This window comes from Empedobacter sp. EJD.6dd (assembly GCF_057369435.1).
Genome location: NZ_CM170667.1, coordinates 2,889,147 through 2,904,702, shown reverse-complemented (window position 1 = coordinate 2,904,702; position 15,556 = coordinate 2,889,147). Strand labels below are relative to the sequence as shown.

Annotated in this window: 18 protein-coding genes; 7 read left to right on the top strand and 11 right to left on the bottom strand. The window is 30.4% G+C overall.

From position 1 onward, the window contains the following. The first annotated feature begins 12 nt into the window (after window positions 1-12). Window positions 13-1,413 (top strand): OmpP1/FadL family transporter, encoded by a 1,401-nt coding sequence (locus AC2I98_RS13600; protein ID WP_486412201.1) that lies wholly within the window; start codon window positions 13-15, stop codon window positions 1,411-1,413. Between the two features lie 90 nt (window positions 1,414-1,503). On the opposite strand, the gene AC2I98_RS13595 is transcribed toward AC2I98_RS13600, so the two are convergent. Further along, window positions 1,504-2,259: a head GIN domain-containing protein gene (locus AC2I98_RS13595; RefSeq protein WP_486412200.1), complete on the bottom strand. Its 756-nt coding sequence runs from the start codon at window positions 2,257-2,259 to the stop codon at window positions 1,504-1,506. 112 nt (window positions 2,260-2,371) lie between these two features. On the opposite strand from AC2I98_RS13595, the gene AC2I98_RS13590 reads away from it, so the two are divergent. The 3 genes from AC2I98_RS13590 (at window position 2,372) to AC2I98_RS13580 (ending at window position 4,232) form a co-directional block, all read left to right on the top strand. After that, on the top strand, window positions 2,372-3,136 hold the full coding sequence (locus AC2I98_RS13590) for an exodeoxyribonuclease III (RefSeq protein ID WP_486412199.1): 765 nt from the start codon (window positions 2,372-2,374) through the stop codon (window positions 3,134-3,136). Window positions 3,137-3,146: 10 nt separating this feature from the next. Then, on the top strand, window positions 3,147-3,674 hold the full coding sequence (locus AC2I98_RS13585) for a hypothetical protein (RefSeq protein WP_486412198.1): 528 nt from the start codon (window positions 3,147-3,149) through the stop codon (window positions 3,672-3,674). A gap of 84 nt (window positions 3,675-3,758) precedes the next feature. Then, a complete protein-coding gene (locus tag AC2I98_RS13580; RefSeq protein WP_486412197.1) occupies window positions 3,759-4,232 on the top strand; it encodes a GNAT family N-acetyltransferase in 474 nt (157 codons plus the stop codon). Between the two features lie 413 nt (window positions 4,233-4,645). On the opposite strand, the gene AC2I98_RS13575 is transcribed toward AC2I98_RS13580, so the two are convergent. The 10 genes from AC2I98_RS13575 to kdsB form a co-directional block, all read right to left on the bottom strand. Beyond that, window positions 4,646-5,005, bottom strand: a complete 360-nt coding sequence (locus AC2I98_RS13575; protein WP_486412196.1) for a hypothetical protein — start codon at window positions 5,003-5,005, stop codon at window positions 4,646-4,648. A gap of 5 nt (window positions 5,006-5,010) precedes the next feature. Further along, a complete protein-coding gene (locus tag AC2I98_RS13570) occupies window positions 5,011-5,535 on the bottom strand; it encodes a DUF4136 domain-containing protein (RefSeq protein ID WP_486412195.1) in 525 nt (174 codons plus the stop codon). Between the two features lie 89 nt (window positions 5,536-5,624). Further along, a complete protein-coding gene (locus AC2I98_RS13565; RefSeq protein WP_486412194.1) occupies window positions 5,625-6,140 on the bottom strand; it encodes an NUDIX hydrolase in 516 nt (171 codons plus the stop codon). A 48-nt stretch (window positions 6,141-6,188) separates the two neighbouring features. After that, window positions 6,189-7,076 carry a site-specific tyrosine recombinase/integron integrase gene (gene xerA / locus AC2I98_RS13560; protein ID WP_486412193.1) on the bottom strand — a complete coding sequence of 296 codons (888 nt, stop codon included), beginning with the start codon at window positions 7,074-7,076 and terminating at the stop codon, window positions 6,189-6,191. Further along, window positions 7,077-8,660 carry a S41 family peptidase gene (locus AC2I98_RS13555; RefSeq protein WP_486412192.1) on the bottom strand — a complete coding sequence of 528 codons (1,584 nt, stop codon included), beginning with the start codon at window positions 8,658-8,660 and terminating at the stop codon, window positions 7,077-7,079. After that, entirely contained in the window at window positions 8,661-9,104 is a 444-nt protein-coding gene (locus AC2I98_RS13550; protein ID WP_486412191.1) for a deoxycytidylate deaminase, read from the bottom strand. Between the two features lie 7 nt (window positions 9,105-9,111). Next, complete coding sequence (locus AC2I98_RS13545) at window positions 9,112-11,073, bottom strand: site-specific recombinase Gcr (RefSeq protein WP_486412190.1); 1,962 nt, start codon at window positions 11,071-11,073, stop codon at window positions 9,112-9,114. A 106-nt stretch (window positions 11,074-11,179) separates the two neighbouring features. Continuing rightward, window positions 11,180-11,863 carry a LolA family protein gene (locus AC2I98_RS13540; protein WP_486412189.1) on the bottom strand — a complete coding sequence of 228 codons (684 nt, stop codon included), beginning with the start codon at window positions 11,861-11,863 and terminating at the stop codon, window positions 11,180-11,182. Between the two features lie 65 nt (window positions 11,864-11,928). Beyond that, on the bottom strand, window positions 11,929-12,480 hold the full coding sequence (locus AC2I98_RS13535; RefSeq protein WP_486412188.1) for an HNH endonuclease: 552 nt from the start codon (window positions 12,478-12,480) through the stop codon (window positions 11,929-11,931). 145 nt (window positions 12,481-12,625) lie between these two features. Beyond that, window positions 12,626-13,369, bottom strand: coding sequence for a 3-deoxy-manno-octulosonate cytidylyltransferase (kdsB, locus tag AC2I98_RS13530; RefSeq protein ID WP_486412187.1), 744 nt, complete (start codon window positions 13,367-13,369; stop codon window positions 12,626-12,628). Window positions 13,370-13,403: 34 nt separating this feature from the next. On the opposite strand from kdsB, the gene AC2I98_RS13525 reads away from it, so the two are divergent. The 3 genes from AC2I98_RS13525 (at window position 13,404) to rsmD (ending at window position 15,466) form a co-directional block, all read left to right on the top strand. Next, on the top strand, window positions 13,404-14,003 hold the full coding sequence (locus AC2I98_RS13525; RefSeq protein WP_486412186.1) for a YdcF family protein: 600 nt from the start codon (window positions 13,404-13,406) through the stop codon (window positions 14,001-14,003). A gap of 153 nt (window positions 14,004-14,156) precedes the next feature. Beyond that, window positions 14,157-14,948: a DUF3822 family protein gene (locus AC2I98_RS13520; RefSeq protein WP_486412185.1), complete on the top strand. Its 792-nt coding sequence runs from the start codon at window positions 14,157-14,159 to the stop codon at window positions 14,946-14,948. Beyond that, on the top strand, window positions 14,924-15,466 hold the full coding sequence (gene rsmD, locus AC2I98_RS13515; RefSeq protein WP_486412184.1) for a 16S rRNA (guanine(966)-N(2))-methyltransferase RsmD: 543 nt from the start codon (window positions 14,924-14,926) through the stop codon (window positions 15,464-15,466). The genes AC2I98_RS13520 and rsmD overlap by 25 nt, the downstream gene beginning before the upstream one ends. Window positions 15,467-15,556 lie beyond the last annotated feature (90 nt).

Genomic DNA, 15,556 nt, shown 5'->3' with positions numbered 1-15,556 from the left:
AGATAATAAATAATGAAAAAAATAATAACAAGCCTTTGCACCTTAGTTGGTGCATTGGCTTTTGCACAACAAGGTAAAGGTTACGAAACTCAATATTCTACAAATGCTATTAATTTATATTCACAAGATATAAATAGTGGAAATGCAAAATATATTGGTGTTGGTGGAGCTGTTGGTGCTTTAGGTAGTGATATCAATTCAGTAGAACAAAATCCTGCTGGATTAGGTGTTGCAATTAATTCTGATGTACAAGTGACAGCTGGTGTTTCTACATTTAACAACACGACTACCTTCGGAACAAAATTAAAAGAATCTGAAAGCAATTTTGATTTCCAACAATTTGGAGGAACATTCGTTTTTGCAAATGAAGCTTCAAAATGGAATCGTTTTACAGTTGGTGTAGCTTATCTAAATCAACGTTTAGATAATTATTCAACAATTGGAACGAATGAAGGAATTAAATTTTCTAATCCAGACGGAACTTTTAATGGCTACATTAAAGATATTGACGGATACAAATCGAAATTCTCGGTTAACTTAGGTACAAGTTATGATGATAAAGTCTACTTAGGTTTTGGTTTAAACTTTCATGAAACCAATTATTCTGGTTTCGAACAATATGCGGAACGTGATGACAACAATGGTCAAACCTATGTTTACAATGCAGATGGCGCTCCCTATAGTGAAATTGGACAAGGATTCTCTATCTCTTTAGGTGCGATTTACAAAGTGAATCACAATGTACGTTTAGGTGCAGCTTACCATTCTCCAGTTTGGTACAACATTGCAGAAGATTATTACGCAGCAAATTTTATTAATAATGGCACATCAACAAGTGTTGATTCTTATTATATGTATTCTTCTGATTATGATATGACACGTGGTGGACGCTTTGTAGGAAGTTTAGGATTTGTAGTTGGTAAAAATTTATCACTTGGTGCTGATTATACGTATCACATGAACAATGATACCAAATTAAAACCAGCAAACAGCTTTTCTGCTTCAAACAACTTCATCAATGATTTCGTGAAAAACTCAAGTGAAATTAGAGTTGGTGCCGAATATCGTATCGATCGTTTCAAAGTAAGAGCAGGTTATAACTATGTAACTTCTCCGTACAAAGATTTCACAATCGATTTAGCAAACGAAAACAATATCGTAACAAATTCAGCTGTTTTATCGAAAGCATTTCAAGGAGATATCAACCGTGCAAGTTTTGGTTTAGGATATGATTTTGGAGGATTCTATATTGATGCTGCTTACCAGTATCAAACACAAAAATACCAACAGTTAATTGGAGGAACAGATTATATTGACACAAGTAACAACTTTGTTACTTTACCGAATACTTATGCTCCTAAAGTTAAATTAGACAACAATTTATTCTTATTGACATTAGGTTGGCAATTCTAAAAAAAAAAATAGATATTAAAAAATCGGATGAAATTCATCCGATTTTTTAATGTACTAAATATTAACTGAGCATAGTTTAAATAAAAACTATTAGTTTATTCTTTTTATAGAAGACATTCCAGAAGTACTTACTTTAGTTTTCAAGCCATTTTCGTCAACATAACGAACAGAGCTCGCTCCAGAACTATCAGCAGTTAAACTATTCACAGCCCACACTGTTGTAGAACTTGCACCTGAACAATCAACAACCACATTCGCTGCTTTCAATTCTTTTCCTATAAAAGAAGAAGCTCCCGAAACCGAAATGTTTAAATCCTGTACATTTCCAGATATTTTCATACTTGATGCACCTGAATTATCAACAGAAATACTATTAGAAACTACATCTAATTTCAAATTACTTGCTCCTGATAAATCCACGGCTAATTTTTCTACTTTTTGAGTTGGAATAACAGTTACATTGGTTGCTCCTGAAAGATCAAACGAGCGTAATTTTTGATGTGGAAATTTAATTTTAATAGACGCATTTTTTAAATTTACAGTTCCATTAATTTTCATAACCAAAACACCATTCTTTACTTCAGTCGTGATTCTATTCATGATATTATCTGGTGCTTCAACAGAAATTTCACCATTATAATTCCCATCAGAAACAGTCACGCTTATTGCACTGCTTACACTGATTCCTTCAAAAGAAGAGATCTTTCGCACTTCTGTAACAGTATTACTACTTGCATCTACTCGATCTAAATAATTAGATACTGGTGATTTAGAATTTAAATCTACCGAACAACTCGCAAATCCTAACGAACTGAATATGATAATTGGAAGAAAAATGTATTTCATATTGATGTCTTTTATTATTAAGACGCAATAACTTCAAAAAAGTTACAAAAAATATTCACTTTATTCAAATTTCTAAATCAATCCATACAAATATTTAGTAATTTCGCTAACTATGAAAATCATCAGTTACAATGTAAACGGAATTCGCGCTGCGATGACCAAAGGTTTGGTTGAATGGTTAGAGGCTGCACAACCAGATGTTTTTTGTATTCAAGAAACAAAAGCAATGCAAGAACAAGTGGATACAAAACCTTTCGAAGATTTAGGTTATCACATTTATTGGCATGCTGCAGAGAAAAAAGGATATAGCGGTGTCGCTATTTTTTCTAAGCTAAAACCAAATCACGTACAAATAGGAACTGGAATAGATTATATTGACAGAGAAGGTCGCGTTTTGAGACTTGATTTTGATAATGTTTCTGTCATTAGTTTATACTTACCAAGCGGAACAAATATTGATAGATTAGATTTTAAATTACAATTTTGCGAAGATTTTAAAGATTACATCAAAGAACTTAAAATCTCTCATCCAAACATTGTAATTTGTGGTGATTATAATATATGTCATGAAGCAATCGATATTCACGACCCTATTCGTAATGCGAAAGTTTCTGGTTTTTTACCTATAGAAAGAGAGTGGATGACTGCTTTTCTTGATGAATGTAATATGATTGACTCTTTCCGTTATTTTGTCAAAGAACCTCATCATTACTCATGGTGGTCTTACCGTGCAAATGCACGCAACAATAACAAAGGCTGGAGAATTGATTACAATATGGTGAGTAATACATTAGAAAAAAATATGACACGTGCGACTATTTTACCAGAAGCAAAACATTCTGATCATTGTCCCGTTTTATTAGAATTAGACGTTTAAGATTATATAAATGAAAAAAATTGTACTTTGTTGTTTAACACTTTTTGCCATTGCAAGTTGCGTTCCTCAGAAACAACACCAAGAATTGGAAGCTAACTACTACAAAGCATTAGACGGTCAATCAAACACATCTAAAGATTTGACATTAGCTAATTTGAAAATCGAAACTCTTGAAAAAGATTTAGCAAAAGCTAAAAGCGAATTATACATCAAAGATACAGCTTTGACCAATGCGCAAGCTATGATTAGAATGGCTCAGAAAGAGCATGATACTAATTTACAAGAATTGTATTCAGCCTTGAATAGTTCTGGAGAAAAATCAAAACTTTTCTATACTCAATTAAACGAAAAAGAAAAACAAGTTGCTGATTTGACTCAAAAAGTAAAAGATTTGGACGCAAAGATTGACCAAAAAGATACAGAAATCTTTAATCTAAAAAGACAAATCTTAACACAAGAGATTAATCAAAAAGTTTCGGATGCAACAGCAACGCCTCCTAAAACAACAACTCCAGCAAAAACCGGAACTAAAAAATAAGTTATAAAAAAGTCTTACACCAAAAATGTAAGACTTTTTTTATTCTCTAAATCAAAGTAACTTTGCAAGAACTAAAAAGTTTTAATGAAAGTTATTTGCGAAACAAAAAGTTTGGTATTACGAGAGTTTTTCGAAATTGATGCATTTGAATTATTTCAAATGAATTCGGACAAAGAATTGATGAAAATCGTTAACGAAAAACCTTATAAATCTGAAGACGAAGCGAAGTTTTTTATAGAAAGTATGGAAAAACATTACCAAGAGCATGGTTTTGGCCTTTGGGGTGTTCATGAGAAAAAAAGTGGTCGATTTGTTGGTTGGGGTGGTTTGCGTCAAACAAAATATGGTGCTGTAATTAACATTCGTTTAAAACGAAAATTTCAAAACAAAGGTTACGGAACAGAAATTTTGAACGCCATTGTAGATTACGCAAAAAATGAATTGAAATTAGATAAAATTGCTGCAAAAGCAAATGCGAATCAACCCGAAACATTAAAACTTTTACAAAAATCTAAACTTCAGCAATCAGAAGAAAACGAATTGATTTTTAAATTATAAGATATAAAAAAAGCCTTTAAAATTTATTTTTTAAAGGTTTCTTTATATTTTTTTTGAAATTCATTTAACCTCTTTTTCCTTTTATATATAATATATATAAAATATGAAAAAGGAAAAACAACTACGCAAGATATATTAACAACAATATAATAAAAGACAGAATATTTTAAATTAATCCAATCTGTTGATATAAATAATTTACTTACTTTCGGATCTTTTAAAGAATTCATGATCAAATAATCTCGATTTAAAACCCTTTCACCAATGTATTCGTTAATCTCTTTTATCCTTACATCAGAATCTCTAAAATCAAAATAATAATTATCCCTGTGAACTACTTTTTCTTCAGTACTCGTATAAAAATTATTATAAATGTAGGAAACATCCGCTGTTTCGTAACTTGAACCTCTCGTTCAATATACCCAATAAGCTTTATAGTCAGTAATTTTATTATTTTCTACTTCTACCCAATCAGGATTTAAAAATTTAAAATCAATAATTTTCAACTTAGGAGATAAAGAAAAAACACCTGCTACGAAAATATTTATAATAACTAAAAAGGTTAAACTTAAAACTATTTTCTTTTGAATTGAATATTTAGATAACTTTTTAAAAAATACGAGAATTAAAAATCCTCCTAAAAAAATACTATAAAGAAAATATTGAATCTCATTAAAAATGATAATAAAAAACCAATAGATTAATATAATTGGAATCATCCAAAGTATTGAATTTTCATTGTCACTATACATATATTTTCTAAAAATATTCATTCAGTTTATTTCTTTTTAGGGGGAAACTTTTGTAATAATTTCGTTACTCCTTTCTGAATATTTGCTGCACGAACTTCTGGAGAAGCTTTCAGTGGCATTTGAATTTTAAGCTTTCCTTCCCAAACTAAACGACCTTCATCAAACATAGAAATTGTAAAGTTTTGATTTAATTTTTGAGACATAATCGGAATTCCGACAGAAATTCCTCCACCAAATCCATAACCACCTGTTCCCATTCCTACACCTACATTAGAATTTTGCTGCTTCGAAACAAACTCTTCCGGTTTAATATCAACCATTAAATTACCATCATTCGATTTCTGAAAACCTCTATACAACATTCCTTTTTCTATCGAAGAAAATAATCGAGCAGAATCTAAATCATTCAACCCTAAATTCCCAGTTTGAGAAAAAACGTATGTTTTGTTAGTTTCGAAATCAAAATCTCGGTCATAATCTACTGCTACATTCTGCGTGCTACACGAAACTATTGTTAGGAAAATAGCACTTAATAAAAGTATTTTTTTCATTGTTAATATTTTAATGATGAGAACCTGAAACGAGTTCAAGTTAATAAATCGCGTAAGATTGAACTTACTTCAACATCACATCATGTGAATTATTTCAAAGAATTTATATATGTTTCAACTACTTTTCTTAATGAATCGAAACCTATATCATCTAAATTAATCTCGTTAATAGCAATCCATTTTACTTCAGCAATTTCATCTTTTTCAAGAATAATTTCTTCATCAGGAAAATCGGCAATAAAAGCTAAATCGCATGTTTTATAAGGAACTTCTTTATATTCGTATGTGTTAGGTTGAGATAAAAAATACTTGAAATTTTCGATCGAAATTACAACCCCCAACTCCTCTTCTATTTCGCGCTGACAAGTTCTTTCTGCCGATTCATCTGGATCTGTAAAACCTCCAGCCAAATCTAACATTCCCTTTTTTGGTTCTTTATTACGAACAGTAAACAAAATTTTATTTTCTTTTTTTAGAATAACCGCCACCGCAGCAGCTACGTTTTGATAATAGACCAAATCGCAATTGTTGCATGTCATTTTTCTAAAGTCAAAGTGATCGATCGTATGTCCACAATTGGGACAAAACTTGAATGATTTTATCATTTCTTTTCTATTTAATGTAAAATCTGAAACAGATTCAGGATGATTAAACTACTTATTTCTTGGGTGAAATTTAATAATAGCATCTCGAATAAATTCTTGATCAACATGCGTATAAATTTCTGTAGTCGTAATACTTTCGTGTCCCAACATCAACTGAATTGCACGAAGATCTGCTCCATTTTTCAACAAATGAGTTGCAAAAGAATGACGAAATGTATGCGGGCTAATTGTTTTTTTAACACCTGCTATTATCGATAATTCTTTGACAATTGTAAAAATCATCACTCGTGTAAGGTTTTTACCTCGTCTATTTAGGAACAAAAAATCTTCAAATCCAACTTGTATAGGAATGTGAATACGAATACTATCCTTGTACAAGTTAATATATTTTATCGTATAATCACTTATCGGAACCAGTCTTTGTTTATTTCCTTTTCCAATCACACGAATAAATCCTTCATCAAAAAATAGATCAGAAATCTTAAGATTAATCAATTCTGAAACGCGTAAACCACAGCCATAAAGCACTTCTATAATCGCACGATTGCGCTGTCCTTCTGGTTTTGATAAATCAATAACCTCGGTCATTTTATCAATTTCTTTTTCCGAAAGTACATCAGGAAGTTTCATTCCTATTTTTGGTGTTTCGAGCAAAGAAGTTGGATTATCTTCTCTAAAATCTTCGAGTTGTAGGTAACCAAAAAAACTTTTTAGTCCAGAAATTACTCGCGCTTGCGATCGAACACTATAATCACTCGACGCAAAATCGTGTACAAAATCCCTCAAATCATCTTGTGAATAATCCAAAGGTTGTTTATCTGAATAATTAATTAATTTTTGAATATCGCGTAGATAACCTTCAATTGTATTGACAGAAACTCTTTTTTCTAATTTCAGATACATTTGATAGTCATACAAAGCATCTTTCCACAGCATTTACTTCGTTATTTTTTCAAGTTCAAAAATACGCTTTATCATTTCATCTTCTGGCATCCAAACTTGATAAAATGCACGCGAACCATATAAACTTCCCGCAATTGTCGCTTTCATGTAGTTATCAACAGTTGGTGAATAAATTGGATTGAACTCATTTGAAGAAATTCCTAAAACACCTAAAAACTCTTTTCTATACATTCCTGCATTAAAATATTTTAGATAAATTGTTTCATTATGAAACATAAAGAAATCGTGAATTGAATAAATTTTCTTGAATAAGAAGTCCTCAAAATAATTTGAATCTTGGTTATAATACAACCAATTCGCTACTGAGTTTGTATCTAATGCAACAAATTCATCAGGAATAATTCCTCCTCCTCCATAAACTTTTTTACCTGAAGGTGCAGTGAACTCTAATTCTTTATTGATTTTAATCGAATCTTTACTGTATAACTCTCCTGATTTTAATCGTTTGTATAAATCGTCGCTATATTTAGCAGTTTTTTTATCGAAAGGTTTCTGAATAGATCGACCAGAAGGAGTGTAATAGTTTGCAACGGTTAAACGAACTTTGGTATCGTCACCTAAATTAATTTCTCGCTGAACCAAACCTTTTCCAAAAGAACGACGACCAACGATAATTCCGCGTCCGTAATCTTGTAAAGCTCCTGCAACTATCTCACTCGAAGAAGCAGAATTTTCGTCCATCAAAACATAAATTTTTCCTTTTTCGAAAAGACCTTTGTTCGTTGCGTAAATATATTTTTTTCGTTTTTGTTTATCTTGTGTATATACAATTAATTCGTTTTTCGTTAAAAATTCATCGGCAATTTCTTCTGCTATATGCATTATTCCACCAGGATTTCCGCGTAAATCGAATACCAAAGTTTGCATTCCTTGATCCAATAAATCTTGTAATCCTTGATGAACTTCATTTGCTGAATTTTCAGAAAAGCGAGTCAATTTTAAATAACCAATGTCATTTGTCAACATATGTTTACCTGTAACTGTTGGCAACGGAACAATTGTACGATTTAGCGTAATAGAAAGTGGTTTTTGATCTCTGATAACAGAAATCTGAACTTCTGATCCTTTTTTACCTTTCAATAAACTTTCTATCGTTTTGTTGTCTTTTCCTATCAATGATTGATTATCTGCAGCAATTAATTGATCTCCAAATTGAAGCTGACCATAATTAGACGTTCCAGGAAGTGTTCTTTCAATAACAATTGTATCATTTAACATTCTAAATTGAACGCCAATTCCAACAAATTCTCCTTTCAACTGTTCTTCTGCCTTTTGCACAGAAGCTTTGTCAATATAAGTACTATGTGGATCTAATTTACCAACCATATAGTTTATAGCATCATCAACTAAACTATCAGAATTTACATCGTTTACATATTCGTTGTCTATCAAAGAAACTAATCGACGAATTTTTTGTTCGTTATCTGAATATTGCAAACCTACAATATCCTTGTTTTCATCGAACGCAAAGTCGTATTTTTTCCCAACCATAAAACCGATCAAGAAAATAATCATCACAACCAATATGATATTAATAACTTTGAAAAAACTTCTCATTTAACTGTATAATTCTTCTTCTGTAATATGCTGAATAGTAATTCCTGCTTTTTCTAAAAACTCTAATCCTGACAAATCTTTGTATTGCTGAATGTAAACTATGCGTTTAATCCCAGCTTGTAAAATTAATTTACTACAATCTGTACAAGGTGAAAGTGTAATGTACAATGTTGCGCCCTCTGCAGACTGCGTAGAGGTTGCACATTTCAAAATTGCATTTGCTTCTGCATGTAAAACATGCCATTTTGTATTACCTGCTTCGTCTTCGCATTTATTCTCAAAACCACTTGGTGTACCATTGTAACCATCAGAAATAATCATTCGATTTTTAACAATAATTGCACCAACTTTTTTTCGTTCGCAGTAAGAAAGATTAGCCCACTCAAAAGCCATTTTAAGATAAGCTTTATCGTAACGTAATTGTTTTTCTAAATTTGTTTCCATTTTCTTATTAAGCTTCTTCTTTTCTTTTTGTCCAAAGAGGTGGAACAAAAAATGGTAATGGATTTCGGAAAAATGCTTTTAATGTATGAGAAATCATCGTAAAAATCTTATAAAAAGGAATATTATTAGACCTCATCGCCATTAACAATGATAAGATAAAACTAACCAAGAAATTACTCCATCCTACCATAAAAATTGCAATAAAACCAATTATCATTGGTCCAATATCAAAATGGTACCCCATTCCTCCAATACCAATAGCGAAGTTTCCTGAAACGAAAGTAATGTGTCGTATGTCAAAAGGTTGTCCTGTAAAATCTCCTATCAAAAAGGCACATCCCATCATAAAACCAAATGCTACATTTCCGACTACACCACCCATATTTTTTTCGAACCAATTCGAAATTCTTCTTCTTCTACGTTCTGAAAACGATTTTTTAAGAATTGGATGATTATAAATACGTTCTGGAATATTATGAAAACGTTGACTATTAATTGTCATTCCTGAAATTAATCCTGAAAGGAATAAGAAAACTCCAGCAATTGCTCCAAAGTAAAAAATATGCCAATCCATCGTCACCACTTCTTCCCAATAATGATAAGCTTTAGAATATTTGATTACTTCAAATCCTAAAATTTGATTCAACAAATAAAATATTCCTAATGAAACGACAAAACCTGCCACAACATTTCCTAAGAAAGCAATCATTTGACTTCTTACCAATTGTGCAAATAAGGTGGTAAAATCTTTTACATTTAATTCTGATCCTGATGTTGGAACCAATGAACGTGCAAGACGAGCCGCTGTCATAGAAGGCTGTTTCGTTGCAAGTGTCATATGTGTAAGGTAAATAGTACAAAAACCAACCGCATAATTTATACTGAAGAAAAATGCTTTGAATAAAGGCGAAGTATCGTGTATATTTCCAATTCCTGTTTTGATAAAACATAAGAAAGAAACTATAAAACCTCCTCCACAAGCTGTCCAGAACATTTTATTGTATTCTTTTGCTGTTTGGGTAATGTACTTTTCTCCCGTAATTCCGTTATGATATGTCACCAAAAAAGTTATCAGATACACTGTTGAACCTAATTGATTACTCATAAAGTTCTTTGGTGCATAAAATTCAACCCATTTCTTAGTCGCAAGACTATAAAACGAAATTATTCCGTGCAATTTCAGTTCGTTAAAGCTATTTAGAATCGTTTGTAAACGAACCAATTGTTGTTGTAAACGGTTAATCTTAGACGCGACTTTCAACGAAATTCCTTTATAATCTTTTTGCGTTAAAATATCATTTAATAAATGCTTACACTTCGATATACTTTCTTTAATTTCTAACATATCAAATCCAGCTTGTGGACTTTCGATAATGTTACTAATCTGCATTGAAAGTTTAGAGAAAGGATTATCTAAATAATTTACCTCATTACTATAACGCATCATTTCTTTATCCGAAAAACCTCCAGTAATACGAACTGTAAGAATAGAAATTGCTTGTAATAATTGATTTTGAATATTATTTACATTTCCTTTAAAATTCTCTGGTTCGATATCTTGATATAAAACTTCGAAAAGTTTTTTCCATCTATCACGAGGAATTATTCGAATTGCTTGTAAGTTTTTAGAATTATAAAAAATTTCGTTCACTACAGAAGTCAACTCATTGTTATCTTCAATATCTGGTAAAAGAGAATCCATAATTTTCTTACGGAAAATTGATAATAAATTATCTTCTAAATGAATTCCGCTATCCACCAAATAGCTTACAATATTAATTTTTCCGAAGGTTTTTTGAAGTTCTTCTCGAAAAATTAATCGGTAGGTTATGTTATTTTGAAGTTTTGAGATTAGGTCATCAATAAAAGAAATTGAATCTGGATAATCCTTTCTTGCTTTTTCTAACAATCTTAGCAAAAAGCTCTTCTCGTACTTTCTATTTTGATCAAATATAGAATCTAAAGCCATATTTTAATTTCTTCATTTAGAGACAAAAGTAAAAAACTTATACTACCTAAGCAGTATAAATTAATAGAAATAAAAAAGTGATCCTTATTTGAATCACTTTTTTTATTTAGAATTTAAAATGTTTCTTATCGATTGCTGGGTTGATTTTTATGTCATTAAATTTTATCACATATTCTCCTCCCTCAGTAGGTTTGCCTACAACTTTGGTAGCGAAAGATAATCCATTGTATGTTTTAAAGTTGGAGTAATAAAGCGTTTCATCTTTATTTTTCTCCATTACGATTTCATATGAATTTTTATCAAAACAATAAACTGTTGAATTGGTGTTTTTTGTTAATTCTACTTTGTAACAACTATTATTTTGATCGTATTTATCAATACCTAAGTATTTTACCTTAAATCCTTTTTGTTTGTATTTCAGAACATCAGAGTCAAAAGAATCTGGCTTATAATCTTTAACAGCGACATTTTTCTTAGCAACTTCGCTATATGTCCATCCTATTTTACCATCATAACCTTCATTCAAGATTTCTTTTCCATTCATCACAAACACCACTTTTTTATTATATGGACGCTGATGATAAACAATCATGGAATAAGAATCTCCTACATTTATAATTGCTTCTCCTTTTAGGATAATACTATTTAAATTATTCCAAGCTGCTTCTCCTCCTGTTTTCTGAATATGATTTTCGATAATTTTATCTGCATCTTGCGCAAAAGCAGAAACAGAAAATAACGAAAATATAAGCATACTAAATGTCAATTTCAACATAAGAACTTTTTTCATTTTTTTAGAATCTGTTGAACAAGATATAAAAACTAATTTAAAGTTCTATTATGAAATAACGGCTTTTAGTCTTTTTTAACTTCTATGTGCGACCAGTTTTCACCTCTTAAAATGCGATAAACTTGTCCTTGAGAAATATTAAATTGCTTTGCTAAAGTAGAAATCTTAGTCTTTCTATTTGGATCGATTAATTTCTTTTTTAAACGAATAACTTGCGCTTCTGTTAATTTACTATTCGGAATGCTGTCTAAACGAGAACGTCCTTTCATCATTCTAAATAAATCTTTGTTATGTTCTTTCCATTCATCCAAAGTTGCCCATTGCAAGTTATCCACCGCGTTGTTCAATTTGTTATGATCTAAATGCACAACATATTCTTTATTTTCTTTGTTTGGTAAGAACGTCTCAGCTACCATTTTGTGTACGTATTTTGCAGTACGTTTTCCATCAGCTTTAGTTACCCAAATTGCACGATAACCATTGTTGATAGCTCCTTCTAAAATTTTATATTTATCCTGTCCTGTATATAATTTTTTAACAAGACCATCTTTTGAAACTAAAAAAGATCTTTTCTCAATTAATCCTTCTGCTTCGTATTCTTTCCATGAATCACTCATAATCACTATTTTAACTTATTTCTACATTACACAACAACATTCATACCGAAATAATTATTTTAAGATTAATTAACTTAATTATTTCATTTTCATATAGCAGTATCATTGATTATAGGGCAAAGATAAATGATAATAAGTTTATAGATTATTTTTTAACAATAGTGGATAAGTATTTTTTAGCACGATCTAAATCTTCTGGGGTATCAATTCCAACTCCAATCGATTCGGTTTCGATTACTTTAATTTTCATTCCGTATTCTAAATAACGTAATTGTTCTAATTTTTCTGCTTTTTCATTTTGACGCATGGATAATTTAGCAAAATTCAATAAAGCTTGTTTTCTAAACGCATAAATACCTAAATGACGAAAATAGTTTGGTGTAAAATTGGTTTCGCGAGCAAAAGGAATTGTTGAACGAGAAAAATAAAGTGCAAAATCGTTTATATCTGTTACCACTTTTACAAAGTTTGGATTATTGATTTCTTCTTCTTTCGAAATAGATTCTTTTAATGTCGCAACATCCACCGTTTTCCCTATTTCTCCATCAAAAGAAGTAAGAATATCTGCCAACGCTTTTTTGTTCACAAAAGGTTCGTCGCCTTGCACATTCAATATAATATCACATTCAATGTTTTCAATTGCTTCTGCAATTCGGTCACTTCCAGTTTCGTGTTCTTTGATACTCATAATCGCTTTACCATTATGATTAACTATTTCATCAAAAATCAATTCTGAATCTGTTACCACAAATACATCGTCAAACAAATTAGTTGCAATCACATTTTCGTATGTCATTCGAATGACTGTTTTATCTCCCAATTGTTGCATCAATTTTCCTGGAAAACGAGAAGCTGCATATCGTGCTGGAATAACGGCTATTTTTTTCACTACTTTTTATTTCAAATTTCTGTAAATTTAAAGAATGAAAACTCGATTTCCTCTTAAATCTACTCTTAAATGGATTTTTTTATTCATATTATTCTTCTATATCTATAATTTTATTTCAATTTATACTTTTAGTCAAAAAGATTTCACTCAAAAAAGTGATGTTGTAATTGTATTAGGAGCAGGAATTTCGCAAGATGAACCATCAAATGTATTTAGAGAAAGAATTAATCACGCAATTATTCTATATAGAAAAGGAATTGTAAAAAAAATTATTTTCACAGGAGGAAGAGCTAAAAATAAACGATATTCTGAGTCTGAAATTGCTAAGAAATATGCTATAAAAAATAATATAAATCCGAATGATATCTTAACTGAAGAAAAGTCTACTATTACGGATGAAAATCTTAAATATGCAAAAGTGATTATGGATTCTCAGCAGTATAAAACAGCTCTAATAGTAAGTGATCCTTTGCATATGAAAAGAGCAATGATTTTAGTAAAAGATAATCATATTAACGGGTTTAGTTCTCCTACAAAAACATCTATGATAAGATCTAACAAAGAGAAAATAAAGTTTTTATTTCGAGAAAACCTATTCTATTCTGCCTATTTAGTTAGGAGAATTTTCGACTAATTATCAAATTTTTTTGTTAAATATTAATACTATCTTTACCGAAATAAATTTTCTGTATGAAGATTGCTTTCAAAATTTTGTTATTTTTGATTTCATTAGGATTGATTTACATCTTAATCAGCGAGTTAAAAATTCAAGGATAAAGAAAAATTTATGTCAAAGACAACTCAACGTTCGTTAGCGATTTTACTATCACACGATATGCTTAGTTATATTACCAAAACAACCGACGGGGAATCGACTTCGTTCTCGGATGTTTATGACTATTCGGTAGATTTTACAAATCTTAACAAAACAGAGATTGAAATTGAACATGAATTGCGCTCTAATTTAACTTTGTTACAAGAGTACGAACATGTGCATATTTGTTTTTTGTCGACAACAATTAACGTTGTTCCAAACCAATTTTCGCACAAACCTTTCGAAGAATTGTTGTCACTTTCTAATCATAGTCCTATAAAATTAGCGATAGATTGTCCTTTAGAAAATGTAGATGCATCAATTATCTACAATATTCATTATCCGCTGAAAGATATTTTACTTTCGTTACCTAACTTGCAAAATGCGCGTTTGTATCATTCTGGAAAATTCTTAATTGATTATGGAATGATCAATTCAAAGAATGATGAAATTTATATCAATTTAATGCATCAAAAATTAGAAATTTGTGTGTTAAGCAATGGAGAATTTATTTTTTATAATCTATTTGAAACAAAAACCAAAGAAGACTTTTTGTTTTACATATTGTATACATTAAATCAATTAAATATTAGCCCAAATACAGTTTCATTACATGCTTTTGGTGACATTTTAAACTCACCAGATTATTACGAAACCTTAAAAAAATATGTGCGTTATATTTCGTTTAACGAAGAAGACAAACAACTTGGACAATATTTTACTTTATATAAATTATTCGAATGCGAATCATTTCAGGAACATTAAAAGGAAAACGAATCACTGCACCTAATAACTTGCCGGTGCGCCCTACAACAGACTTCGCGAAAGAAGCTTTATTTAATATTTTAAACAACGAATGGTATTTTGACGAAATTACAGTTTTAGATTTATTCTCTGGAATTGGAAGTATTTCATTAGAATTTGCTTCGCGTGGAGCAAAAAAAGTAACTTCAGTAGATAACTTCTATGGTTGTGTAAAATTTTTGGACGAAACTGCAAAGCAATTAAAATTAGATGAAATCATTACAACTGTAAAAAGTGATGTACTTAAATATTTGGATAAACAACCTATCAAAAAATTTGATATCATTTTTGCTGATCCTCCATACGATTTAGACGAAACTACATTCAAAAAAATCCCAGATCTAGTATTAAACAATCAATGGTTGGAAGAAGGTGGAAACTTCGTTTTAGAACATCCATCGAGTTTATCTTTTGAGGATCATCCAAACTTTGTACAACACAAAAAATACGGAAACGTACATTTCACTTTCTTCGAGTAAAAGCGAATTTTCTTAAAATATTTAACAAAATCGGCTAATAGATGATATCTATCAGCCGATTTCTTTTTTTTATTTATACTAAGTCTAATT

Coding starts and splice junctions, on each gene's coding strand:
- AC2I98_RS13570 (WP_486412195.1), bottom strand. CDS start 5,535: ATGAAAAAAATACTTTTATTAAGTGCTATTTTCCTAACAATAGTTTCG.
- AC2I98_RS13540 (WP_486412189.1), bottom strand. CDS start 11,863: ATGAAAAAAGTTCTTATGTTGAAATTGACATTTAGTATGCTTATATTT.
- AC2I98_RS13580 (WP_486412197.1), top strand. CDS start 3,759: ATGAAAGTTATTTGCGAAACAAAAAGTTTGGTATTACGAGAGTTTTTC.
- rsmD (WP_486412184.1), top strand. CDS start 14,924: ATGCGAATCATTTCAGGAACATTAAAAGGAAAACGAATCACTGCACCT.
- AC2I98_RS13520 (WP_486412185.1), top strand. CDS start 14,157: ATGTCAAAGACAACTCAACGTTCGTTAGCGATTTTACTATCACACGAT.
- AC2I98_RS13585 (WP_486412198.1), top strand. CDS start 3,147: ATGAAAAAAATTGTACTTTGTTGTTTAACACTTTTTGCCATTGCAAGT.
- AC2I98_RS13550 (WP_486412191.1), bottom strand. CDS start 9,104: ATGGAAACAAATTTAGAAAAACAATTACGTTACGATAAAGCTTATCTT.
- xerA (WP_486412193.1), bottom strand. CDS start 7,076: ATGCTGTGGAAAGATGCTTTGTATGACTATCAAATGTATCTGAAATTA.
- AC2I98_RS13565 (WP_486412194.1), bottom strand. CDS start 6,140: ATGATAAAATCATTCAAGTTTTGTCCCAATTGTGGACATACGATCGAT.
- AC2I98_RS13535 (WP_486412188.1), bottom strand. CDS start 12,480: ATGAGTGATTCATGGAAAGAATACGAAGCAGAAGGATTAATTGAGAAA.
- AC2I98_RS13555 (WP_486412192.1), bottom strand. CDS start 8,660: ATGAGAAGTTTTTTCAAAGTTATTAATATCATATTGGTTGTGATGATT.
- AC2I98_RS13600 (WP_486412201.1), top strand. CDS start 13: ATGAAAAAAATAATAACAAGCCTTTGCACCTTAGTTGGTGCATTGGCT.
- AC2I98_RS13525 (WP_486412186.1), top strand. CDS start 13,404: ATGAAAACTCGATTTCCTCTTAAATCTACTCTTAAATGGATTTTTTTA.
- AC2I98_RS13575 (WP_486412196.1), bottom strand. CDS start 5,005: ATGAATATTTTTAGAAAATATATGTATAGTGACAATGAAAATTCAATA.
- AC2I98_RS13590 (WP_486412199.1), top strand. CDS start 2,372: ATGAAAATCATCAGTTACAATGTAAACGGAATTCGCGCTGCGATGACC.
- AC2I98_RS13595 (WP_486412200.1), bottom strand. CDS start 2,259: ATGAAATACATTTTTCTTCCAATTATCATATTCAGTTCGTTAGGATTT.
- AC2I98_RS13545 (WP_486412190.1), bottom strand. CDS start 11,073: ATGGCTTTAGATTCTATATTTGATCAAAATAGAAAGTACGAGAAGAGC.